Below are 22,747 nucleotides of genomic sequence, written 5' to 3' on the forward strand. Positions count from 1 at the left end.
GGGCGCGGACGCGGTCGATCAATCCGCTCGGTCGGCCGTCGCCATCGCGTCGGCGTACTCGTCGAGGTCGAGATCCTCGGCAACGACGACCTTGGTGCCGTTGTAGACCTCGCGGTCGATCTCGTCGTCGGCGTTGGCGACGAGCATCGCGACGAACGTGTCTCCGTTCACGTTCAGGAAAGTACGGAAGATCCCGGCGAACCAGTCCACGGCGATCAGCAGGCCGACGGCCTCGAAGGGGAGGTCGAGCGAGGTCGCGAGGAACATCGCGACGACGGGGAATCCGCCGGGCACGGTGATGGTGCCCATGTTGAGCAGAACCGCCAGGCCCATGCCCAGCACGATCTGCCCGAGACTCAGGTCGATGTTGCCTGCCTGCGCGAGGAACATCACCACGATCATGTAGTTGAGAACGGCACCGTAGGAGCCCATCGTCAACCCGATCGACAGCGTGAAGTTGGCGACTTTCTGACTGACGCCGACCTTCTCGACCGTGTTGCGCAGCACCGTGGGGAACGTCACGGCCGAGCTTGTGGTCGTCACCGCGACGGCGGTCTGTTCGGTGAGCTTGCTGGGCAGCTTCCACGGGTTCAATCGGGTCCGCATCGTCACGACCACGACAAAGAGCGCGAACAGAATCAACACCCCGAGCAGCGTCGTGCCGAGGTAGCTCAGCGCGGTGGACACCACGGAGAAGCCGACGTCTCCGGCGAGCGCGGCGAGCAGGCAGAACACACCGACCGGGGCGATGACCATGACCAGCCGGATCATCGTCAGGACGATCTGCTGAATCTGGTCCATGAACGAGAGCACCTGGGTGTTCCCGGTTTTGGTGATGTGACTGCGCAGCGCGATACCGAAGAGCAGCGAGAAGATGATGATCGGCACCATCGTCGCGGTCGACATGGCGTCGAACACGTTGGTGCTGACGAAGTTGAGCAGCGTGTCCTGCCAGCCGAGCGCCTCGCTCGCCGATTCCTCGAGCGACGGATCGAGCTGCTGGGTGAACACCATGCCCGCGCCCGGGCGAATGATGCTGCTCAGCACCCAGGCCAGCACGGCAGCGACGACCGAGAACCCGATCATCCACTTGAAGGTGCGGAAGGCGATCTTGCCGGTTCCCGCCCCGGCCATCGATCCGGTGGCGACGATGACCGAGGCCATCACCAGCGGGACGATCGACATCTGGATCAGTCGGATGAACAGATCGCCGATGAACTTCAGGTTCGCGGCCCACTCGCCGACCACCAACCCGAACACGATGCCGCCGATCGCGGCGAGGCCGATCTGCGCGGCCGGATGCGCCAGTTTCTTCATGGATCGAAACGCTAGGTCCGCGTCGTCGCAGTGCCGTGTCGTCGCCGTTTCGAGGGTGTAAAGGGACCGGTCACCGAGTTGCTGCGCCGACGGGCTCCTACTATGGAGATGTGTCCGACACAGTCACGATCAGCCCGAGCCCACTTCTGACACTCCCCGGCGCAGTGCCCTCCCCCGACGACAGCGTCGATGCCGGGGTGGCCTGGCACTACGGCAATCCGTTCGGTGAACAACGCGACGCGGTCAGCGGCGCTGCCGTCATCGATCGATCCCACCGCTTCGTGCTCGCCATCAGCGGAGACGAACGCCTGAGTTGGTTGAACACGATCTCGAGCCAACTCGTGACGAACCTGGCCGACGGCAGCTCGGCCGAGAACCTGAGCCTGGATGTCAACGGCCGCATCGAGCATCACTTCGTGCAGACCGACCTGGCCGGCGTCACCTACATCGACACCGAGCGCGCAGCCGGCCCGAATCTGCTCTCGTTCCTGAAGAAGATGGTGTTCTGGGCCAAGGCCGAACCCCGTCAGGCCGACGAACTCGCCGTTCTCACCGTCCTCGGATCCGACGCGGTGTCGGCGCTCGAGAAGGCCGGCCTGCCGGCTCCGGGCGAGATCTACGGTGCCTCGCCGATCGACGGCGGCGGTTTCGTTCGACGGATGCCCTGGCCGGGCAAGAATTCGTACGACGTGGTGATTCCCCGCGCGAACGCGAGCGACTGGTTCCTCCGGCTACGCGACGCCGGGGCCGCCCCGGCCGGAACCTGGGCGTTCGACGCCTTGCGAGTGGAATCGTTGCGTCCGCGCGTGGGCGTGGACACCGACGAGAAGACCATTCCCCACGAGGTGCGCTGGATCGGCAGCGCGGCGGAGTTCGGCGCGGTGCATCTGGAGAAGGGCTGCTACCGCGGACAGGAGACGGTCTCGCGCGTCCACAACCTCGGTCGCCCGCCCCGGCATCTGGTGCTGCTGCATCTCGACGGTTCCGCGGACGGTCGACCCAGCACGGGCGATCCGGTCACCGCGGGCGGACGGGCGGTGGGGCGTCTGGGTACCGTCATCGATCACTTCGAGCTGGGGCCGATCGCGTTGGCTCTGCTCAAGAGAACGATTCCGGTCGACACCGCCCTCGAGGCCGGTCCGTGTGCCGCGTCGATCGATCCCGATTCGATCCCGGCGTACGACGACGTCCAGGCCGGTCGCGCTGCGGTGGACCGCCTGCGCGGCCGGTGATCGGGACCGTTCTCGCTGTCTGCGTCGTGCACGCCGATGTTCCGTTCGGACGCCGCGCGGTGGTCGACAGCGGCATCGACAAGCGGCCCGTCGACGGGCGGGTGGACGTCCACGAGCTCGGTATCGGGGGCGATCACTGCCGGGACACGAAGTTCCACGGCGGGCTCGATCAGGCCGTCTACGCCTACGACGAGGACGAGGCGAGGTACTGGGCCGATCAGCTGGGGACGCCCGTTCCTCCTGGACGGTTCGGTGAGAATCTACGGACCACCGGTGTCCCGGTGACCGATGCGGTGATCGGCTCGCGGTGGCGAGTGGGCAGTGTCGAGTTGGAGGTGACGATCGCCCGCAAGCCATGCGGAACGTTCGCGCGGTGGATGGCCGAACCCGGCTGGATCCGTCGATTCACCGCGCGCGGCGATGTGGGTGCGTATCTCCGCGTTCTCGAACCCGGGGTCTTCGGTAGCGGTGACGCTGTGACTGTGACGTCGGTCCCCGAGCACGGGGTGACGGTGCGGATGCTCTTCGAGGGGAGGGATACAGCTGCGATGCAGACTCTGCTGGACGCGCCGGGATTGGCACCGAAGGTGTACCGCGATGCGGCAGCTGCGCTGAAATCGACGCGGAACTGACCCTCCGGTCGCTCCTGCGGGCTTCGCTCCGCACCCCTCCGGTCACTCCTGCGGGCTTCGCTCCCCACCCCTCTGGTCGCTCCTGCGGGCTCCGCTCCCCATGACGCGCAGCACGTAGTTCTCGTGTCGCAGAACAAAGATAGTTTGCCTGTGCACGGATATGTGCAGGTACAGGCAGCGCCGACCCCTGCCCCGGGCGTGTCGCGCCCGTTCGCCTGCCACCGACACGTGGCGCCGTCTACGCATCGCGGCGATTCGCGCGCTAGAGTGTGTGCCAGGAAGAAATACCAACTCTAACGGGGCCGCCAAATTTCCCCAGGCCGCCCCGCAAGTCCGCGAGGGGGCACCGCCATGGGCCGAGGCAGGGCTAAGGCAAAGCAGACAAAGGTCGCTCGTGAGCTCAAGTACAGCTCGCCGACAACGGACTTGGAGAGTCTGCAGAAAGAACTCTCCGGTGGTTCGTCCAACTCCCATCGTGGCATCCACTCTGACTCGGATGTGCATTCCCGAGTCGAGGAAGACGAGTACGAGGACTGGCGACGCTAGTTTTGTGCACTGAACGACTGAGGGGGAGCCGCGATGCGGCTCCCCCTCACTTGTTTGCCCGGTGATCGGGCGATCAGAACCTTGCCGTTCAGAACCGCGGGTGGTTACCCAGCAGCAGCGCACGCTCGTCGGCGACGTCCTTACCGGTCGCCTTCTTCACCGTGCCCAGCGTCCAGCAGTCGATGTGGCGTGCGGTCAGCACTGCGAGTGCTCGGTCGACGTCCTCGGGTGCCACGATGGCCACCATGCCGACACCCATGTTGAACGTCTGCTCCATCTCGGCCCGCTCGACGCGTCCGCGCTGAGCGATCAGCGAGAAGATCGGAGCTGGGCTCCACGTGGTGCGGTCGAGTTCGGCGACCAGCCCCTCGGGCATGACCCGGGAGAGGTTGTTCGCCAATCCGCCGCCGGTCACATGGCAGAAGGTCCGCACATCGGTTTCCGCGGCAAGCGCGAGGCAGTCCTTGGCGTAGATCTTGGTGGGCTCGAGCAGTTCCTCACCGAGGGTGCGACCGAACTCCTCGACGTGTCCGCCGAGATCCATGTGGTTGATCTCCAGCAGCACCTTGCGAGCGAGGGAGTAGCCGTTGGAGTGCAGACCCGACGATCCCATGCCGATGACGACGTCACCGGGACGCACCCGCTCGGGTCCGAGGATCGAATCTGCCTCGACGACGCCGATACCGGTGGCCGAGAGGTCGTAATCGCCGTCGGCCATCAGTCCCGGGTGCTCGGCCGTCTCGCCGCCGAGAAGTGCGCAGCCGGCGATGATGCAGCCTTCTGCGATGCCCTTGACCAGCTCGGCGACCTGCTCTGGAACTACGCGGCCCACGGCGATGTAATCCTGCAGGAACAACGGCTCGGCACCACAGACGACGAGATCGTCGACGACCATGGCCACGAGATCGAGACCGAGGGTGTCGTGCTTGCCGAGGGCCTGCGCCACGGCCACCTTGGTACCGACGCCGTCGGTCGAGGCGGCCAGGACGGGTTCGCGGTAGTCGCCCTTGAGCGCGAAGAGACCGGCGAAACCACCGAGACCGCCCATGACCTCGGGCCTGCTGGCCTTCTTGGCGAGCGGCGCGAACAGTTGCACTGCTCGATCTCCTGCGGCGATGTCGACCCCGGCCGCCGCGTAGGAGGCACCGCCCGAGTGAGTTGCGCTCGTGGGTTGGGATTCCTCGGTCATTCGGCTCCAGCCTGTGTACTCGATCATGTCAGCGCCCATACCGGCACAGATAGCGCCCTAACGGTACCGGAGTGCCCGGTGGTGAGAAGAATTCACGTGTGCAGGCGCTTGCCCGGGATCGCCGCCAACAGCTTCTTCGTGTAGTCCGCCTCCGGCGATCGCAAGATCTTCCACGGTGTTCCCTCTTCCACGATCGCCCCGTTGCGCAGCACCACCACGCGATGCGCGACGCGGTCGACCACCGCGAGGTCGTGACTGATGAACAGACACGCGAAGCCGAATTCCTGCTGCAATGCCTCGAACAGGTCCAGCACGGCTGCCTGCACCGAGACGTCCAGTGCGCTGGTCGGTTCGTCCGCGACCACCAGATCCGGTCCCAGCACCAGTGCCCGCGCCAGGCTGACGCGTTGCCGCTGCCCACCGGAGAGCTCGTGTGGGTAGCGCTTGTCGGTGCCCGACGGCAGTTGCACGGCGTCGAGCAGTTCGGTGGTCCTCGCGGCGATCGCGTCCTTGGAGCCGTACTTGTGCACGATCATCGGCTCGGCAATGCACTGCCCGACGGTCAGCCGGGGGTTCAGTGATGCCGACGGGTCCTGGAAGACGAACCCGAATCGCTTGCGCAGCGGCTTGAGCTTGCGTTCGCTCACGCCTGCGATGTTCTGCCCCATCACCGTCACGCTGCCACTCGTCGGCTTCTGCAGTGCTGCAACACATCTGCCGATCGTGGACTTTCCCGAGCCCGATTCGCCCACCAGGCCAAGGGTTTCGCCGCGATGGATGGTGAGCGAGACGTCGTCGACCGCCCGGAACGCAGGTGAGCCGACACCACCGGAGAACTGCACCACCAGCCGCGAGACGTCGAGTACCGGTTCACCCGAGGTGTCGACCGTCTTGTCGGACTCCACCGCGGCGAGTGTGGGCACCGCGGCCAACAGCTTCTTGGTGTAGTCGTCTGCGGGTGCGTCGAAGAGCTGCGCCACCGGAGCTTCCTCGACGACGCGACCGTTCTGCATCACGACGACGCGGTCCGCCAGATCCGAGACCACGCCCATGCTGTGGGTGATCAGCACGACGGCGCAGCCGAGCCGGTCCTTGAGATCGCGAAGCAACTCCAGGATTTCGGCCTGCACCGTGACGTCGAGGGCAGTGGTCGGCTCGTCGGCGATGATGACTTTCGCCTCACACGAGATGGCGATCGCGATCATGACACGTTGCTTCTGGCCACCCGAGAGCTCGTGTGGGTAGTACGAGAACCGCTGCTCGGGGCTGGGCAGACCCACCATCGTCAACAGTTCGATCGCTCGCGCCTTGGCGTCTTTGGCCGACATCCGATTACCGTCGCTACCAGGATGTGCCCGCAGCGCTTCGACGATCTGATATCCGATGGTGAACAGCGGATCGAGGGCGCTGCCCGGTTCCTGGAACACCATCGAAATCTTGTTGCCGCGCAACTGCGCCCACGCCTTGTTGCTCAGCGTCGTCACGTCCTGGCCACCGAGCACCACGTGGCCCTCCACGCGTGCGGTGTCGGGCAGCAGTCCGATGGCGGATCTGACGCTGACGGATTTACCCGATCCGGACTCGCCCACCACGGCCAGGACTTCACCGGGGAACACCTCGAACGAGACCTCGGTGACGGCATCGACTTCACCGGCATCGGTGATGAACGTGACGGACAACGACTGCACCGACAGCGCGGACTCCTGTGGGGTTGCGACACTCGAGGTCATACCTTCACCGCCTTCTTGAACTTCTTGCGGGTACGAAGCAGCGGATTGAGTGTCTCGCTTGCGCTTTCGCCCACCATGGTCAGACCGAGCACCACCAGCACGATGCCGAGGCCCGGGAACACCGACGTCCACCAGATGCCGTTGGAGATGTCCGGCAAGGCCTTGTTGATGTCGTAGCCCCACTCCGAGGCGGAGGTGGGCTCGATGCCGAATCCGAGGAAGCCGAGTCCGGCGAGGGTCAGGATGGCCTCGGCACCGTTGAGGGTGATTATGACCGGCAGTGTCTGCACCACGTTGGCGAGGATGTGGCGGAACAGGATTCGCGGAGTGCCGGCCCCGGTGACACGTGCGGCGTCGACGTACGGTTCGGTCTTGACCGCCACCGTGGCGTTGCGTACCACGCGGAAGTACTGCGGCACGAAGATCGCCGTGATGGCGATTGCTGCGGACGCGATACCGCCGAAACTGGACGACTGTCCGCCTGCGACGACGATCGAGATGACGACCGCGAGGAGCAGCGATGGAAAGGCGTACATCGCGTCCATGAACAGCACGAGCACGCGGTCGAACCAACGGCCGATGTAGCCCGAGGCCAGGCCGAGCGGAACACCGATGATCAGCGAGAGCACCAACGACGATGCGATCACCATCAATGCTGTTCTCGCACCGTAGATCACGCGGGAGAACACGTCCTCACCGCGGACCGACGTACCGAACCAATGCTGCGCGGACGGGGCTGCCTGGCGGGCGAAATCCTGCCCGGCGTCGCTGGTCTGCGAGAACCCGTACGGCGCGAGAAGCGGAGCGAACACTGCGGCGATCACGAAGCCCACCATCAGGACCAACCCGACGATCAGGGTGACGCGTTGCAACCCCGACGTGGACTTGACGAACGCGACGCCGGGAAATCCTCGACGGTGCGGACGGGTGGGAGGGACGTCGGACAGCACGACTTCGGTGCTCATCAGAACCTCACTCTTGGGTCGATGAGTGCGACGATCGCGTCGGTGACGAAGCTGACGACGGCGACCACCACGGCCAGGAACGTCACGATGCCCTGCACCGCAACGAAATCGCGGGCCTGCAGGTACCGGGCGAGTTCGTAGCCCAGGCCCTGCCACTCGAAGGTCGTCTCGGTCAGCACCGCGCCGCCGAGCAGTACGGCGATCTGCAGGCCGATGACGGTGACGATGGGAATCATGGCGTTGCGGAACGCATGCCGCCGCGTCACCGTGCCCTCGCTCAACCCGCGAGCGCGCGCGGCGTCGACGAAGGGTGCCTGCAGGGTCTGAATCAGGTTGACGCGCACCAGTCTCAGGAACACTCCGGCCGTCAACAGACCGAGGGCGAGAGCGGGAAGTACGGCGTGCTCGAGCACGTCGATGGTGTAGCCCGAGTCGCCGTAGAGGAACGAATCGACGATCAGAATGTTGGTCTTGGGCGAGACGTTCTGCAGTGCCAGTTCCACATTGGTGCTGGCCCGTCCCGCGACCGGCAGCCAGCCGAGCTTGACCGCGAACAGCAGCTTGAGCAGCATGCCGACGAAGAACACCGGAGCCGCGTACGCCAGGATCGCGAAGATCCGCAGCGAGGCGTCGCCGAATCTGTCCCGATGGGTGGCGGCGAAGAAGCCGAGCGGGATGCCGACCGCGAAGGCGACCAGCAGTGCCCAGAACGCCAATTCCAGTGTGGCAGCGCCGTTCACGAGCAGAACGTCGCTGATCGCGCGATTGTCGGTGGCCGAGCGGCCGAAGTCGCCGCGCAGCAATCCGGTCAGGTACTCCCAGTACTGCGTCAGGATCGGCCGGTCGTATCCGGCTTCGGCCTTGCGCTGGGCGATCTGTTCGGCGGGTAGGCGGCCGCCGAGCGCGGCGGTGATCGGATCACCGATCACCCGCATGAGAAAGAAGACGACGGTGACGAGAATCCAGGCAGTCGGAATGATCAGCAGAAATCTGATCCCGAGATAGCGGGCGAGCGCGCCGTATCGTGACGGCGCGCTCGCCTGCTTCGCTTGCTTCTCCCCTACCGGCGCGTCCGCGGTAGTGGGCACCGGTCAGCTCTTGGCGAGAGTGACGAAACGGAACTTGAACGAGGCGTCGAGAGTCTCGTCCACACCGCTGATCTCGTCGGTGGCGACGGCGATCTGCTTGCCCTCCAACAACGGAAGCGTCGGCAGGTAGTTCGTCGCGAGCTCGGTCTGAATCTGACCGATGATCTGCATCCGCGCATTCTCGTCGGCGGTCGTGCGTTCGAGATCGAGCAGCGAGGTGATCTCCGGGCTCTCGAAGTGCGACTGCAGGAAGTTGTCCGGTGCGAAGAACGGCGTCAGATAGTTGTCTGCATCGGGGTAGTCCGGGAACCAGCCCAGCTGGTACACCGGGTACGCATCGGCGACGCGTTCCTTGGTGTACGTGCTCCACTCGGTGGACTGCAGGTTCACGTTGAACAGGCCCGTCGCGTCGAGCTGGCTCTTGATCGCGGCGTATTCCTCGCTCGAGCTCGAACCGTAGTGGTCCGGGTTGTACTGCAGATTGAGCTGAACAGGAGTGGCAATGCCTGCGGCAGAGAGGAATCCGGCTGCCTCGTCACGATTGGGCGTGGTGCCGTAGACGTCGCCGAAGGCGGTGTTCGCGCCGGCCAGGCCGGTGGGAACCACGGAGTACAGCGGGGTGTAGGTGCCCTTGTAGACGCCGTCGGACAACGCCTGACGATCGACCGAGGACGCAATTGCCTTGCGCACGGCCAACTTCTGCTCCGGGGTGTCACCGGGCATCGTGTTCATGTTGAACACCATGTAGCGCGATTCGCCGCCGGGTCCCTCGTGCACCGTCAGACCGTCGACGCTGCCGAGCGATTCGACGTCCGTCGGCGTCAGCGAACGCCACGCGACGTCGATGGCCTTGTTCTGCACGTCGAGCTTGAGGTTGTCGGAGCTGGTGTAGTACTTGACGTTGACCGACGACGTCTTCGGCGTTCCGAGAATGCCGTTGTAGTCACCGTTCGCGGTGAAGCTGACGAGGGAGTTCTTGGCGTAGCTCGCGATCGAGTACGGTCCGGCGAACGGCGTACCCGCCACGATGGCGTCGTCGTCGAGAATCGAATCGGCAGGGAAGACGGTCTGATCGACGATCGGTCCGGCCGGGGTCGCCAGAATCTGCGGGAACGTCTGGTCGTTCGCGGCCTTCAGGGTGAACTCGACAGTCTTCTCGTCCGGCGTGGCGATGCTGTCGAGGTTGGTCAGCAACGACGCGGGCCCGTTGGGATCGTTGATCGCGACGATTCGATCGAAGGAGTACTTGACGCTCTCGCTCGTCAGCGGATTGCCGTTCGCGAACGTCAGGTCGTCCTTGAGCGTGCACGTGTAGACGGTCGGCTCGGCGAAGTCGCAGCTCTCGGCCGCGTCGGGCTCGAGCTCGGAGCTACCGGGCGCGAAGTTCATCAGGAAGGGATACGTCTGGTTCATCACCATGAACGAGCCGTTGTCGTACGAGCCGGCCGGGTCGAGCGACGTCACCTGGTCGGTGGTGCCGACCGTGATCGTCTCGCCGCCGCCGTCGCCGGATCCACCGGCTTCGTCGGTGCGGCCCGAGCCACAAGCTGCGGCCGTCAATGCGAGTACCGACAGTGCTGCCACTGCTGCGGTCTTCTTGCCGTGCTTGCGTACTGCTGTTCTGGATGCGGCGCTGTAGCGCTGCATGCGTCCGTCGTCGGGCGACAGGGTCATCTGATGCCTCTATCCAATTCGGTGTGTCCTATGTAACTCGGGACAGTACCGATGGACTGTTTCCAATATGTGGCATTGAGAAAACCCTGCTGTTCCCTTGCAGGAACGCCCAGCTCACGGACGACTCAGAGCACTCACATTCGCGTCGTTGTCCACCGGCTGCCCGGCGGCCGAGGCCAGTAGACCCTCGAGAACGTGCTTGCCGAGCGCATTGTCGGCAGGCAGATCGATCGGGTACTTGCCGGTGAAACATGCTGCACACAAGCGAGATTCAGGCTGCTCGGAGGCAGCGATCATGCCGTCGATGGAGATGTACCCCAGCGAATCGGCACCGATCGCCTGCCGAACGCCCTCGAGAATCCCGTCCTCGGAGTCGACACCGTTGGCGATCAGCTCTGCGGGAGAAGCGAAGTCGATGCCGTAGAAGCAGGGCCAGCGCACCGGCGGCGACGCGATACGCACGTGAATCTCCAGCGCACCGGCCTCGCGCAGCATCCTGATCAGGGCGCGCTGAGTATTGCCGCGAACAATCGAATCGTCCACCACCACCAGCCTTTTGCCCCGTATGACCTCTTTGAGAGGATTGAGCTTGAGCCGGATGCCGAGCTGGCGAATGGTCTGCGAGGGCTGAATGAACGTGCGGCCCACGTAGGCGTTCTTCATCAAGCCCTGGCCGTAGGGAATGCCGGAGCCCTGCGCGAAACCGACCGCAGCGGGAGTTCCGCTCTCGGGCACGGGGATCACCAGGTCGCCCTCGGCCGGATGCTCCTTCGCGAGGCGTCGTCCGATCTCGACTCGCGTCGAGTGCACCGAACGACCACCGATGACGCTGTCGGGTCGAGCGAGGTACACGTACTCGAACACGCACCCCTTGGGCTCGGGTGCCGCGAATCGCGAGGACCGAACACCGTCGGCATCGATCGCGAGCAGTTCACCGGGCTCGATGTCGCGGACGAACGCGGCACCGACGATGTCGAGTGCTGCGGTCTCACTGGCCACCACCCAGCCACGATCGAGACGGCCGAGGCACAACGGGCGCACGCCGTGCGGGTCGCGCGCAGCGTAGAGAGTGTGCTCGTCCATGAACGTCAGACAGAAGGCACCCTTGAGCAAGGGCAGCAGTTCCATCGCCGCCTGCTCGATGGTGCAGTCGGCGGCCTTGTGCGCCAGCAGCGCGGTCACCACGTCGGAATCCGAGGTGCCGTTGCCCTGCAGCCGATCACTGATCAGCCCGGCGTCGCGCGCCTTGGTGGCGAGCTCGGCGAAGTTCACCAGATTTCCGTTGTGACCGAGCGCGATCCCGGTCCCCGCAGTGGTGGTGCGGAAGATCGGCTGCGCGTTCTCCCACGTCACCGAGCCACTGGTGGAGTAACGGCAGTGTCCGATGGCGACGTGCCCGGGCATGGCACCGAGCGTCTGCTCGTCGAACACCTGGCTGACCAAACCGAGATCCTTGAACACCAACACCTGGGAGCCGTCGGACACGGCGATTCCGGCAGCTTCCTGGCCACGGTGCTGCAGCGCATAGAGGCCGTAATACGAGAGCTTGGCCACATCCTCGCCCGGTGCCCACACTCCGAACACTCCGCATTCCTCGCGCGGCTCGTTCTCCGGTTCGTCGAGCGGTTTGCCTACCAGAAGATTCGGACTGTCGACCGACAAATCGGCGTTGGTCACGGGCATTGCTCCCTTGGGGGTACGGGGCGGGGGGCCGTACCCGAGTCTACGGGCACACGGCCTCAGTCAACGCATCGTGTGTACGGGAGATTCCCAGCAGGTGAACGCGTGTCCGAATCAGAGCGAATCACCTGATGGACAACAGTGGCAGCCAGCGACCCACTTCGGCCGCTCTACTGCCCGACGCATCGATCGAACCGTCGGCGAGAGCGTCGGCGAAATCCCGGATCCCGGTGACCACCTGCAGCCACGTCAACGCATCGGTTTCGACCACATTGGGTGGAGTTCCCCGTGTGTGTCGCGGCCCCACGATGCACTGCACCGCGACGAACGGCGGTACCCGCACTTCCACCGAGGACCCCGGCGCATTCTGGCCCAGAGTTCTGGCAGTGGTGCGCACCGCTGCGGCGATCTGCGCCCGCGCAGGCTTGTCCGCCTCGCCCTTGATCCAGTCCTCGACGGCCAGAACGGCGTCGCGCACCTCGGCTGGGCCGACTTCCTTGTGTGGTGGCACTGCTACCGCTTCCTGTCGTTTGCAGCGAGATGCGCCAGCACGGCGCCGCTGGCGTTGAGGAAATAGTGCAGCAAGGCCGGCGCGAGGACGCTGCCGCTGCGGGCTCGCAGCCACGAGAACACCACCCCGGCCGCGGCCGTCGCGACGACCGTCCCCACCACGGTGTCACCTGCCGCACGAGCGGGGTGAATGTGCCAGAGCCCGAAGAAGATCGGCGACAGGGCAGGCGACGCGGCGTCGAGCACGCCGCGAAAGAGCAACTCCTCGGTGAGGACCGTCCCCACCGGAATCCTGAACAGGACCCACTCGGCAAGCTCGTCCTGCGACGGTCGGACGCGGCGTCGCAACGCGGGAATCGCAGCGACGACGGCAGATCCGAGCACCGGAATCGCCGACGCCGCAGCGCCCCACTTCAGTCCGGCAGCAGTATTGCGCACACCCAGTTGCGCGGCGCTACGGCCCGAGACCGCCGAAACGGCCACTGCGAACGAGGCATTGGCCACCGCCCTCGCACGGGCATCGAGACCGAGCGCGGGAAGGAGGTAGGTACTCCACGCCGTCGTCGCGGAGCCGATCGCCAACGCCTCGGTGCTCACTTCTCGGGACCGTCTCGGCCGGCGAATTGCTCCATGACACCGCGAACTCGTTCGGTGTCGCGGTCGGTCCAGCCCTCGGGCGCGGCGACGGCCACCCAGCCGTCGAGCACGAGGGTTCCGTAGTTGTGGCCGTGACCGTCGGGAACGCCTGCGGCGTTGGTCAGGTCGGCGGCCACCTGCCAGAAGGTGACGACCGGGAACCACCGCATGCTCGGCAAGCGGTCCGGCCCGGGTGGCTCGGACAGCCAGTCGGGACGCTCGAACAGCAGGTCAGGCGACCACCAGACCACCGGATCCGACGCGTGCTGGACGTAGAGGATCCGTGGCTCGAACCAGGGCTGATCCTCCGGCGGGATGCCCGACGAGTTGTCGGCGAATCGGACCGTCAGTCCCTCGGAGTAGACCGGCCGGACCTCCGGGCTTCCCGGGTCGCGTCGGCTGACGAACTGACTCCAGATGCGGTTGTTGTTCGGCGGTCCAACCCACAGGACGCCGTCGGTGGTGGCCCGGATGTCGGCCAGACCGTCGAACGCGCCCTCCCCCGCCTGGGTACCGAGGCTCTCGCCGTAGACGTAGAACTTGGGGCGCGTGGCCTCCGGTTCCTGCAGCCAGCGGTCGTGCACCTTGTCGATCAGAGCTTTGCCCGCCTGCGCGGCCTTGTCTCCCTCGGCGATGAAGGAGATCCAACTCGGCAGGTACGAGTACTGGGATGCGACGGTGGCGACATCGCCGTCGAACATGAGCTCTTCGGCTTCGATGGCCGTGGGATTGACCCATCCGGTTCCGGTGGTCGGAACGACGACGAGAGCCGCGCGCTGGAATGCCCCGGTGCGTTCGAGTTCGGCGACCACGATGTTCAGTCGCTCGTCCTGGGTCTCTGCGGTTTCCAGGCCTGCGTATGCCCTGATCGGCTCGAGGCTGGGACGGCCCGTGGCCCGCTCCATCTCGTCGGCGCGCAGCCCGCTGGAGACGAAGTTGCGACCCTCGAATCCGAGGGTGTCCCACGGAGCCAACGAATTCGGGCTGCCGGAGCGTTCGTCGGCAACGGGTTGTTCTGCGCCGTCACGGGTTTCGTCGTTCTGCAGACTGAACGCGGAGTTGGTGACCTCGGAGACCGCGCGCAGCAGAACACCCTGAACCAGTGCGACGGACAGCACGACGAGGACGACGACCCCGAGCGCATTGGCCACTTCGCGTGGCATCTTCACGATGCGATTGATCTGACGGGCGAGCAGTCGAACGAGGTCACGCAGCACCCGCCACAACGAAATCGACGCCGCTGCAATGGCGATACTGAGAGCCCCGGTGCGGAGGTACCCCGTTGTGGTGGTTCCCTCCGCGTTCATCAGTGCGGCCAGTTCACGCTGCCATTCCGCCGAGATCGCCAGCATGATCATCGATGCCGCGATCGCCACGACGGGGACGGCGACCTTGACGGCCAGCTCGACCTTGCGCGGAAGCGGCCACCACGATCGGGACGAGAGCCACCAACGGGTCACGGCCCATCCCACCGCCACGCCGAATGCGTAGCCGATGGCCGCATTGATACCGCCGATGATGCCCTGGAACAACCATCCACGCGGGAGCAGAGACGGAGTCAACGACCAGCAGAAGAACAACGCGCTGAACGCAATTCCGGTGAAGTCCAGGCGCAGTAGGCCCCAGGCCCACATGACGAACGGGTGCTTGGCGGGTGAGGGGACGGAGAACTCGACCGAGGGCAGGTGGTACCGGTGATGCTGGTCCTGCTCGAGTGCCGCGTCGGGCTCGGTCAGGCCCTGCTCCGATGTGTTGTCCCCGACCGATGTGCGTCCCCCCACCTCGGTCAGCCGAAGAGTCTGGGAAGAGTGCTCTCGAACGTCTCGCGCAACTCCGTCATCGGGACGGAGAACTGCCCTTGCACCTCGATCGAATCCGAGCCCTCGTCGACGACGCCGATGCGCGCCCACGGCAGACCACGGGCGGTGCACATGCCGGTGAAGCGAGTTTCTTCCGTGCGCGGTACAGCGACCAGTACGCGGCCCGAGGACTCGGAGAACAGCGTAACGAACGGATCGGCACCCTCGGGAAGGATGATGCGGCAACCGGTTTCACCGGCCAGAGCGGCTTCGACGACGGCCTGCGCGAGGCCACCCTCGGACAGATCGTGTGCCGCCGAGACCAGTCCGTCACGCGAGGACGAGAGCAGGATGTCTGCGAGCAGCTGCTCGCGGGCGAGATCGACCTTGGGTGGTACACCGCCGAGGTGATCGTGCTCGACCTGAGCCCAGATGGACCCGTCGAACTCGTCGTAGGTATCACCGAGCAGGATCAGCGTCTCACCGGGCTCGAGGCCGAGGCCGGTGGGGATGCGGCGATGCACGTCGTCGATGACGCCGAGAACACCGACGACGGGCGTCGGCAGGATCGGCTCGGCACCGGTCTGGTTGTAGAAGCTGACGTTGCCGCCGGTCACAGGAATGCCGAGGGTGACGCAGCCGTCCGCCAATCCGCGCACGGCCTGCTGGAACTGCCACATGACGCCTGGGTCCTCGGGCGAGCCGAAGTTCAGGCAGTTGGTGACGGCCATGGGGGTCGAGCCGGTGACGGCGACGTTGCGGAACGCCTCGGCCAACGCGAGCTGCGCACCCTGATACGGGTCGAGTGCTGTGTAGCGGCCCGACGCGTCGGTGGCCAAAGCGATTCCGCGGCCGGTCTTCTCGTCGATGCGGATGACGCCGGCGTCGGCGTTCTCGGCGAGGACGGTGTTGCCGCGCACGTAGCGGTCGTACTGCTCGGTGATGAAACGACGGCTGCACAGCTGCGGCGAGCCGATCATCTTCAGCAACGTCGCCTTCAGCTCGTCACCGGTTTCCGGACGCTTCAGCGACGCCGTGGTGTTCGCGACCAGATCGTCCTGGGTGGCGGGCCGCTGCACGGGACGGTTGTACACCGGGCCCTCGTGCGCGACGGTCTTCGGCGGAACGTCGACGACGGTATCTCCGTGCCAGGTGATCTGCAGGTTGTCACCGTCGGTCACTTCACCGATGACGGTGGCGAGGACGTCCCACTTGCGGCAGACGGCCATGAACGCGTCGACGTTGTCGGGCGTGACCACCGCGCACATGCGCTCCTGGGATTCGCTCGAGAGCACCTCGGCAGGGGTCATACCGGTGGCGCGCATCGGCACCTTGTCGAGCTCGATGTGCATGCCGCCACTGCCCGCGGATGCCAGTTCCGAAGTGGCGCAGGACAACCCGGCACCGCCGAGATCCTGGATGCCGACAACCAGCTTGTTCGAGTACAGCTCGAGGCAGGCTTCGATGAGCACCTTCTCGGTGAACGGATCGCCGACCTGGACCGCGGGGAGCTTCTTGCGCCCCCCACCGGTCTCGTCGCCGTCGAACGTCTCCGAGGCCAGCACGGACACGCCGCCGATGCCGTCGAGACCGGTTCGTGCGCCGAACAGAATGATCTTGTTGCCCAGGCCCGACGCAAACGCAAGATGCATGTCCTCGACGCGCATGACGCCGGCACACAGAGCGTTGAGCAGGGGGTTACCGGCGTAGGAGGCGTCGAACACCGTCTCGCCGCCGATGTTCGGCAGGCCGAGGGAGTTACCGTAACCGCCGACGCCTGCGACGATTCCGCTCAGGACGCGGCGCGTATCGGGTGCATCGGCAGCACCGAATCGCAGCTGGTCCATGACGGCAATCGGGCGAGCGCCCATGGCCATGATGTCGCGGACGATGCCACCGACGCCCGTCGCTGCCCCCTGGTAGGGCTCGACGTACGACGGGTGATTGTGGCTCTCGACCTTGAACGTGACGGCCCAGCCGTCGCCGACGTCGACGACGCCCGCATTCTCACCGATACCGGCGAGCATCGGCTTGCGCATCTCGTCGGTGGTGGTCTCGCCGAAGTACTTCAGGTGCACCTTCGAGGACTTGTACGAGCAGTGCTCGCTCCACATGACGGAATACATCGCCAATTCGGCGTCGGTGGGCCGACGGCCGAGGATTTCCTTGATGCGGACGTATTCGTCGTCCTTGAGTCCGAGTTCTTTGTACGGCTGCGCAACGTCGGGGGTGGCGACGGCGTTGGAGACGGTGTCTGTGGGTACAGAGCTAGCGGACACGAGGAATAGGTCCCTTCGATGGAGCGAAATGCCAGGGAGAGTCTATCGGGCGCAGGGGCCGGGGTTCTCATCGAGTGTTGGCCGTCGTGCGAACATCACCGGATGGACATCGCACTGACCGAGAACGATCTGGACGAAACGGGCGTCATCGACCCGTCGATGGTGGCCAAGGGAGTCGACGTCCCGCCGAAAGCCGTCGTCTGTTTCTTCTCCGAGGTGATCGAGAGCATCTGCGCGAAAGGCGACGCCCGAGTCGTCTCGATAATGCGCTCCGAGCACGGCGAACACCCCGTCTACGAGATCGAACGGAACGGGGAGAAACTTGCCGTCTTCCACCCCGGCGTCGGCGCTCCGTTGGCCGCGCTGTTCCTCGAAGAAGCCATCGCCATGGGGTGCACCCAGTTCGTGGCCGTCGGCGGCGCGGGAGCATTGTCCGACGACCTGGGCATGGGACACGTGATGGTGGTCGACAGTGCCGTCCGCGACGAGGGCACCTCGTTCCACTACCTACCGCCGGGGCGGGTGGTCGACGCCGACCCGGACGGCGTGGCCGTGCTGCAATCCGTGCTCACCGACGCCGGAGTCGACTTCGTCACCGGCCGATCCTGGACCACCGATGCGCTCTACCGCGAGACCCGCGCCCGCGTGTCGCGCCGCGTCGAGGAGGGCTGCCGAACGGTCGACATGGAGGCCTCGGCCTTCTGCGCGGTTGCCCGATTCCGCGGAGTCCGATTCGCCCAACTGCTGTACGCGGGCGATTCCCTCGCCGCCGACTGGGATCACCGAGGCTGGACCAAGGCAACGACGGTGCGCGAGCAATTGTTCTGGCTCGCGGCGGATGCGTGCCTGCAATTGAGCCCGGTCTAGCCGAGTCGCGGGTTCACCGATCCTGGGTTACCGGCGCACCCCTTGCCCACCCCCCGCCCCCGCAAACGCGCGCGCGTTTGCCATACGCGCGCGTAATCGCCCCAGGATCGGACACGAATCCACGCGCACCTGACAAATGCGCGCGCGTTTGCGACCGCCGAACGAGAAACGGGGAACGGGGTCGCGCCGCGGTATTCAGATTCCGCCCCCGCCCCCGCCCCCGCAAACGCGCGCGCCTTTGCCACACGCGCGCGAAATCGCCCCCGCACGGGTCACGAATCCGCGCGCACCTGACGAATGCGCGCGCGTTTGCGGCTGCCGATCGAGCTCAGGCAGGGGCGAGGAATGCCGCCAACGCGTCGGCGTAGGACTTCACGTCGCTGGCTCCCATCAACTCTCGCGACGAGTGCATGGCCAGCTGCGCTGCGCCCACGTCCACCGTCGACAGGCCGGTGCGCGACGCGGTGATGGGTCCGATGGTCGATCCGCACGGCAGATCGGCGCGATGTACGTAGCGCTGCAAGGGAACTCCGGCCTGATCGCAAGCAAGCGCGAAGGCACCCGCACCCGCGGAATCCGTTGCGTAGCGCAGGTTCTGGTTGACCTTGAGCACCGGTCCCCCACCGAGTTCGATGCGGTGTGCGGGCTCGTGCCGGTCCGGGTAGTTGGGATGCGTCGCGTGCGCCATATCGCCTGATGCACAGATGGATCCGGCCATCGTGCGCAGGAAGTCCTCACGGCCACCGCCGCGTCCCAACACGATGCGCTCGAGCACTGTGTTCAGCAGATCCGAGAACGCGCCGCGGTCGGACATACTGCCGACTTCCTCGTGGTCGAACAGTGCCAGCACCGGCGTGACCCCGGTCGGATTCTCCACTGCGGCAAGCAAAGCCTGGGTTCCGGCGTAGCAGGTTCCTTGGTTGTCGAGACGCGGCGCACTGACCAGTTCGGATTCGACGCCCACGACGGCACTGGGTGCGAGGTCGTGTGTCATCAACTCCCAACCCAGTACCGAATGCGGGTCGACGCCTTCTCTTTCGGCGACGTATGCAATGAACGATTGTGGCGAATTGCCCACGCCCCAAATGGCATTGACGTGTCGCTGCGGGTCGAGGGTGACGCCCTTGCGATCCTCGGACAGATGGATTGCCAGCTGCGGAACTCGCAGAATGGGCTCGTCCACCTTCACCAGTACCTCGCGGGCCGTGTTGCCGTCGCGCACACTCAACCGACCGGAGATACCCAGATCGCGATCGAGCCAGGAGTTGAGCCAGGCACCGCCGTACGGTTCGAGGCCCACCATCTGCCATCCCGCTGATTGCAGATCGGGATGCTGCTTCACGCGGAGGTTGGGGCTGTCGGTGTGCCCGCCGACGATGCGGAAAGGGCCGTCAGGAGTGGAGCCTGCGGAACGACCCGAATTACTGTGCTCGGTACTCCACGCGACGAGTGATCCGCCTCGAACGAGGTAGTAGCGGCCTGGCTCCGTCGGCCAGGCATCGGTCTCCTCGAGGCGTACGAAACCGGCGTCCTCGAGCTGCACCGACACCGTCCGACACACGTGAAACGGGGACGGCGAGACGTCGACGAAGTTACAGAGACCGGTTGCAGAAGCGTTGGACGGCATGGGAACCATTGTGGCAGCCGCCGCGTCGAACACCTCGAGAGCACACACCGACCGGGGGGACGACTTCATGAAATTTCATTCTTTGCCAGACTATGGCGCAGTTCATGCGACCACATTCGCCATCGTGCGGATGAAGACGATCGAAGCATTTCGCAAGCGCGGGGTGGTGGTTCACCGCGAGGACGCGACGACTTTGGCGGTGGGCTCGGGCGTTCGCATGTCACTGAACAATTTGTTCGCCCGGTGCTCCGGGGTGAGTCGATCGGCGTGGGACGGCATCATCGCCGGCCATGTCGACCTCATGATCGAGACGATGCGCGAGGCGGATCCCACGTTCTTCACCGGATTGTCGGACGACGAATTCCACTCGAGGCTGCGCGAGCGCGTCATCGCTCCGTCCGCCCTGGCGGCTACGGGTGAGTGCGAGTACGAGTATTCCGTCCCACTACTCGACGTGCCGGGCGCACCGCGACGGGTACTGAACCTGTCTTCTCCGAATCGCGCTGTGACACTGGCAGATCGGCATCTCGTCGGCCGAGACCTGAACGCCGCCTGGGCAGCCGGCCGAAGGAACACCGCAGCGCTGAAGTTCGAGGACGGCCGAACTCTCAGCAGAAACAGCATCGACATCGAGGTCCTCAGCGGTGATTCGATCTACCTCGCGTCGAAGGTTGCCGATATGACCAAGCTGATCTCCGCGCACCTCGGCGAATGTCTGTACGGCGTATTGTTCGTCGTTCCCAATGCCTACGAGTTCATTTTTCACCGGCCGCGCAACGCCGACGTGGCGCTCGCGGCAGCAGCCGAGCTCGCCGAACTGGCCGACGTGTTCTCGCGTGACACACCGAGCCCACTGTCGCGCTCGGTGTTCTTCTGGCGAGACGGCGAGTACTGCCAGGTGTTCGACGGGATCTCGATCGAACCCACCGGCATCTTTGCGTCGACTGTGAACGAGCTGCGAGAGTGTGCGGCCTGACGTAGATCACCTGCTGATACGTATTCGGGATCAAGAGCTCCGGCGGAGTTGGACATCGACGTCCGTCGTGTCCGTCCGCGTTGTCGCGGCGGCGACTGCGCAGGGTTCCTCGGGCCGCCGCGTACGCATCAAGGCTCGCGCGCCACCGATGAGGTCCGACAGTACGTCGGGGAGGGTCGCGGTCGAGCGGGCCGAGGCGGCCGTGACGTTGCGGGCTGCCATCGCGCGCAGCGCATCGGGGTCGTCGAGCAATGCCCGAATCGATGCGATGTCGGAGGGATCGAACACCGTCACGCCGAGTTCGCGGATCTCGCTCAGCACCGGACAGGGCCCCGCCGCCATCGGCTTCCCGGCCGCGGCGGCCTCGAGTACCGGCAGCCCCCAACCCTCCCACGACGACGGCAGCACCACGAGATCGGCGGCGGCGTAGAGATCAGCGGAACTGTCGCTGAACCCACGATGGATCGGCACCCGGGGCGGTCCGTCGCACAGGTGGTTACGGATCGGTCCCGCCGGATCGGTCAACCAGTAGTGCGCCCGACGGCCGGGGCGGTCGAGTGATTCGTGGTGTTGTCCATGTCAGGCCTTTCTGAATCGGATGATGCCCCCCGGTGTCGGGTTGCAACTCGAGTCAGCCATCTACGGCCGCACACCACCACCCCCGTCAACACGAAACCGCTGATCAGAGGCGAGTTCGACTATCCGGACCGGACGCCGGAGGTTCCGGACCGGAATCTGCATCGATGCCCGATGCAGCTCATGCCGTCGACGGCGAGGACGACTTCGTGATACTCGAGGACGTCGGCGAGACGACCGTCTGGGGCAACCCGCGCGACCGCCTCGGGATCGGGAATCGCTCGGTGTGATCGACATGGAGCGCAGCGCCAAGGTGTCGAAGTATCGCTTCGAAACTCGGGGTGCGCCGGTGGCAGGGATCGAAGGTGGTCGGGCAAGGGGATCGGTAGCGGCAGGTAGGCGTGTGCAGCTCGATGGCGACGACTGACGGGGTAGAGCGATGGAAGCAAACACGCGGAAGTGGACCACCCGACAATTGGGCGGGCGGTGCCGAAACGGACAATCAACGACGAACGCCCGCACTTCCGCGAGGGGAGTGCGAGCGTTCGAGTGTCGAGAGGCCGCGCTATTCGGGCGGCGGGACGGTGGGTCGTCCCGCTGCGGCGTCGCGAATCCACTGAGGTACCTCACGCCCGTTGCGTTCACGGATTGCGATCGATGCGCGAGCGGCGGCCGCGGCGACTTCCGGACGCCCGGCTTTGATCTTGCGTTCCTCGGTGGTGGTCATCGCGGTTCCTCCAGCTCATCGACTCGATTGTCAGTGTCCTCGCATTCAGAGGGTTCCGCCAGTGCGCGCCGGAGGGCGCGATCGGCAACGGCAACGAGAACGTCCTGTTCTGTTCTGGTTATGAGTGGAGAATCTGTGACCGCCCCGTAGATATCCCACCCCAGGGCAGCTTCGGCGTCGTCCGTGCTGACTGTGTGGTCGAGGCACCAGGTGATCCGCTGCCATGCCTGCGCTCGTTTGTCGGCGACGGTGCGCTGACGAATGGTCAGAGCGACTCCGACGACGGCGAGGACGCCCACCACCAGAGTCACCCATGCCTGCGCCGGCATTCGATGCTCAGTGCGACCCGGACACGCAGAACGAGTTTCCGTCGGGGTCGGTCAGTGTCACCCAGCGAAAGTCGCCCATGGTGTGTTGCGCAACTTCACTTGCACCCGCCTCGACCAGGCGCGCGACCTCAGCGTCGAGGTCAGCAGTGGTCATGTCGAGGTGGACGCGATTCTTGCCGGGCGTCGGGTCGTCGATTTTCTGAAAAGCCATTCGGTACGGTGCCGCAGCGAGTTCGACGACGTAGAACCAGCCGTCGTTCTCCTCCACGATCGTTCCGTCCGCCTGCGCGGCCCACCAGTGTGCGAGCGGTTCCGGATCTGCGGTGTCGAACGTGATCATGCCCAAGGTCAGTGTCATGGCGGCACAG

General features: G+C 65.3%; 22 protein-coding genes. 6 read left to right on the plus strand and 16 right to left on the minus strand.

What is annotated here, in order from left to right:
• Nucleotides 1-18 precede the first annotated feature (18 nt).
• Nucleotides 19-1,317 (minus strand): dicarboxylate/amino acid:cation symporter, encoded by a 1,299-nt coding sequence (locus tag AB0366_RS02640; RefSeq protein ID WP_366242587.1) that lies wholly within the window; start codon nt 1,315-1,317, stop codon nt 19-21.
• A gap of 110 nt (nt 1,318-1,427) precedes the next feature.
• Here AB0366_RS02640 and AB0366_RS02645 point away from each other — a divergent pair, with 110 nt between their 5' ends.
• From AB0366_RS02645 to AB0366_RS02655, 3 genes are all read left to right on the plus strand, one after another.
• A complete protein-coding gene (locus tag AB0366_RS02645; RefSeq protein WP_366242588.1) occupies nt 1,428-2,549 on the plus strand; it encodes a folate-binding protein YgfZ in 1,122 nt (373 codons plus the stop codon).
• Nucleotides 2,546-3,181 carry an MOSC domain-containing protein gene (locus tag AB0366_RS02650; RefSeq protein WP_366242589.1) on the plus strand — a complete coding sequence of 212 codons (636 nt, stop codon included), beginning with the start codon at nt 2,546-2,548 and terminating at the stop codon, nt 3,179-3,181. The genes AB0366_RS02645 and AB0366_RS02650 overlap by 4 nt, the downstream gene beginning before the upstream one ends.
• A 351-nt stretch (nt 3,182-3,532) precedes the next feature.
• The gene (locus tag AB0366_RS02655; RefSeq protein ID WP_008719426.1) at nt 3,533-3,727 is read left to right on the plus strand and encodes a DUF3073 domain-containing protein; all 195 of its coding nucleotides are present in this window, start codon (nt 3,533-3,535) and stop codon (nt 3,725-3,727) included.
• Nucleotides 3,728-3,815: 88 nt separating this feature from the next.
• On the opposite strand, the gene purM is transcribed toward AB0366_RS02655, so the two are convergent.
• From purM to purL, 10 genes are all read right to left on the minus strand, one after another.
• Complete coding sequence (gene purM, locus AB0366_RS02660; RefSeq protein ID WP_032376541.1) at nt 3,816-4,916, minus strand: phosphoribosylformylglycinamidine cyclo-ligase; 1,101 nt, start codon at nt 4,914-4,916, stop codon at nt 3,816-3,818.
• Between the two features lie 92 nt (nt 4,917-5,008).
• Nucleotides 5,009-6,646: an ABC transporter ATP-binding protein gene (locus AB0366_RS02665; protein ID WP_366242590.1), complete on the minus strand. Its 1,638-nt coding sequence runs from the start codon at nt 6,644-6,646 to the stop codon at nt 5,009-5,011.
• Nucleotides 6,643-7,611 carry an ABC transporter permease gene (locus AB0366_RS02670; RefSeq protein ID WP_314145733.1) on the minus strand — a complete coding sequence of 323 codons (969 nt, stop codon included), beginning with the start codon at nt 7,609-7,611 and terminating at the stop codon, nt 6,643-6,645. The genes AB0366_RS02665 and AB0366_RS02670 overlap by 4 nt, the downstream gene beginning before the upstream one ends.
• Entirely contained in the window at nt 7,611-8,606 is a 996-nt protein-coding gene (locus AB0366_RS02675) for an ABC transporter permease (protein ID WP_183130429.1), read from the minus strand. Before AB0366_RS02675 ends, AB0366_RS02670 begins: the two co-directional genes overlap by 1 nt.
• 96 nt (nt 8,607-8,702) lie before the next feature.
• The gene (locus tag AB0366_RS02680; RefSeq protein WP_366242591.1) at nt 8,703-10,373 is read right to left on the minus strand and encodes an ABC transporter substrate-binding protein; all 1,671 of its coding nucleotides are present in this window, start codon (nt 10,371-10,373) and stop codon (nt 8,703-8,705) included.
• 114 nt (nt 10,374-10,487) lie between these two features.
• Nucleotides 10,488-12,050, minus strand: coding sequence for an amidophosphoribosyltransferase (gene purF, locus AB0366_RS02685; protein ID WP_037194761.1), 1,563 nt, complete (start codon nt 12,048-12,050; stop codon nt 10,488-10,490).
• 127 nt (nt 12,051-12,177) lie between these two features.
• A complete protein-coding gene (locus AB0366_RS02690) occupies nt 12,178-12,564 on the minus strand; it encodes a sterol carrier family protein (RefSeq protein WP_094615482.1) in 387 nt (128 codons plus the stop codon).
• A gap of 2 nt (nt 12,565-12,566) precedes the next feature.
• A complete protein-coding gene (locus AB0366_RS02695; RefSeq protein ID WP_366242592.1) occupies nt 12,567-13,160 on the minus strand; it encodes a CPBP family intramembrane glutamic endopeptidase in 594 nt (197 codons plus the stop codon).
• Complete coding sequence (locus tag AB0366_RS02700) at nt 13,157-14,884, minus strand: alpha/beta hydrolase (protein WP_366242968.1); 1,728 nt, start codon at nt 14,882-14,884, stop codon at nt 13,157-13,159. The genes AB0366_RS02695 and AB0366_RS02700 overlap by 4 nt, the downstream gene beginning before the upstream one ends.
• A 101-nt stretch (nt 14,885-14,985) precedes the next feature.
• Nucleotides 14,986-17,277: a phosphoribosylformylglycinamidine synthase subunit PurL gene (gene purL, locus AB0366_RS02705; protein WP_366242593.1), complete on the minus strand. Its 2,292-nt coding sequence runs from the start codon at nt 17,275-17,277 to the stop codon at nt 14,986-14,988.
• A 102-nt stretch (nt 17,278-17,379) separates the two neighbouring features.
• Between purL and AB0366_RS02710 the strand changes: the two genes are divergently transcribed.
• Nucleotides 17,380-18,144 carry a nucleoside phosphorylase gene (locus AB0366_RS02710; RefSeq protein WP_366242594.1) on the plus strand — a complete coding sequence of 255 codons (765 nt, stop codon included), beginning with the start codon at nt 17,380-17,382 and terminating at the stop codon, nt 18,142-18,144.
• Between the two features lie 328 nt (nt 18,145-18,472).
• On the opposite strand, the gene AB0366_RS02715 is transcribed toward AB0366_RS02710, so the two are convergent.
• Nucleotides 18,473-19,771 (minus strand): M18 family aminopeptidase, encoded by a 1,299-nt coding sequence (locus AB0366_RS02715; protein WP_366242969.1) that lies wholly within the window; start codon nt 19,769-19,771, stop codon nt 18,473-18,475.
• Nucleotides 19,772-19,901: 130 nt separating this feature from the next.
• Here AB0366_RS02715 and AB0366_RS02720 point away from each other — a divergent pair, with 130 nt between their 5' ends.
• A complete protein-coding gene (locus AB0366_RS02720; protein ID WP_366242970.1) occupies nt 19,902-20,747 on the plus strand; it encodes a hypothetical protein in 846 nt (281 codons plus the stop codon).
• Nucleotides 20,748-20,777: 30 nt separating this feature from the next.
• Here AB0366_RS02720 and AB0366_RS02725 read toward each other — a convergent pair whose 3' ends face one another.
• Nucleotides 20,778-21,218 carry a glycosyltransferase gene (locus AB0366_RS02725; RefSeq protein WP_366242595.1) on the minus strand — a complete coding sequence of 147 codons (441 nt, stop codon included), beginning with the start codon at nt 21,216-21,218 and terminating at the stop codon, nt 20,778-20,780.
• 272 nt (nt 21,219-21,490) lie between these two features.
• On the opposite strand from AB0366_RS02725, the gene AB0366_RS02730 reads away from it, so the two are divergent.
• Nucleotides 21,491-21,613, plus strand: coding sequence for a hypothetical protein (locus AB0366_RS02730; RefSeq protein ID WP_366242596.1), 123 nt, complete (start codon nt 21,491-21,493; stop codon nt 21,611-21,613).
• A gap of 275 nt (nt 21,614-21,888) precedes the next feature.
• Here AB0366_RS02730 and AB0366_RS02735 read toward each other — a convergent pair whose 3' ends face one another.
• Genes AB0366_RS02735 through AB0366_RS02745 form a run of 3 tightly spaced genes read right to left on the minus strand, consistent with a single transcriptional unit; the run spans nt 21,889 to nt 22,737 of the window.
• Nucleotides 21,889-22,050: a hypothetical protein gene (locus AB0366_RS02735; RefSeq protein ID WP_179273649.1), complete on the minus strand. Its 162-nt coding sequence runs from the start codon at nt 22,048-22,050 to the stop codon at nt 21,889-21,891.
• On the minus strand, nt 22,047-22,379 hold the full coding sequence (locus AB0366_RS02740) for a hypothetical protein (RefSeq protein ID WP_032395921.1): 333 nt from the start codon (nt 22,377-22,379) through the stop codon (nt 22,047-22,049). The genes AB0366_RS02735 and AB0366_RS02740 overlap by 4 nt, the downstream gene beginning before the upstream one ends.
• 7 nt (nt 22,380-22,386) lie before the next feature.
• The gene (locus tag AB0366_RS02745; RefSeq protein ID WP_366242597.1) at nt 22,387-22,737 is read right to left on the minus strand and encodes a VOC family protein; all 351 of its coding nucleotides are present in this window, start codon (nt 22,735-22,737) and stop codon (nt 22,387-22,389) included.
• Between the last annotated feature and the right edge of the window lie 10 nt (nt 22,738-22,747).

It is taken from the genome of Rhodococcus sp. NPDC076796 (assembly GCF_040702765.1).
Classification (GTDB): domain Bacteria; phylum Actinomycetota; class Actinomycetes; order Mycobacteriales; family Mycobacteriaceae; genus Rhodococcoides.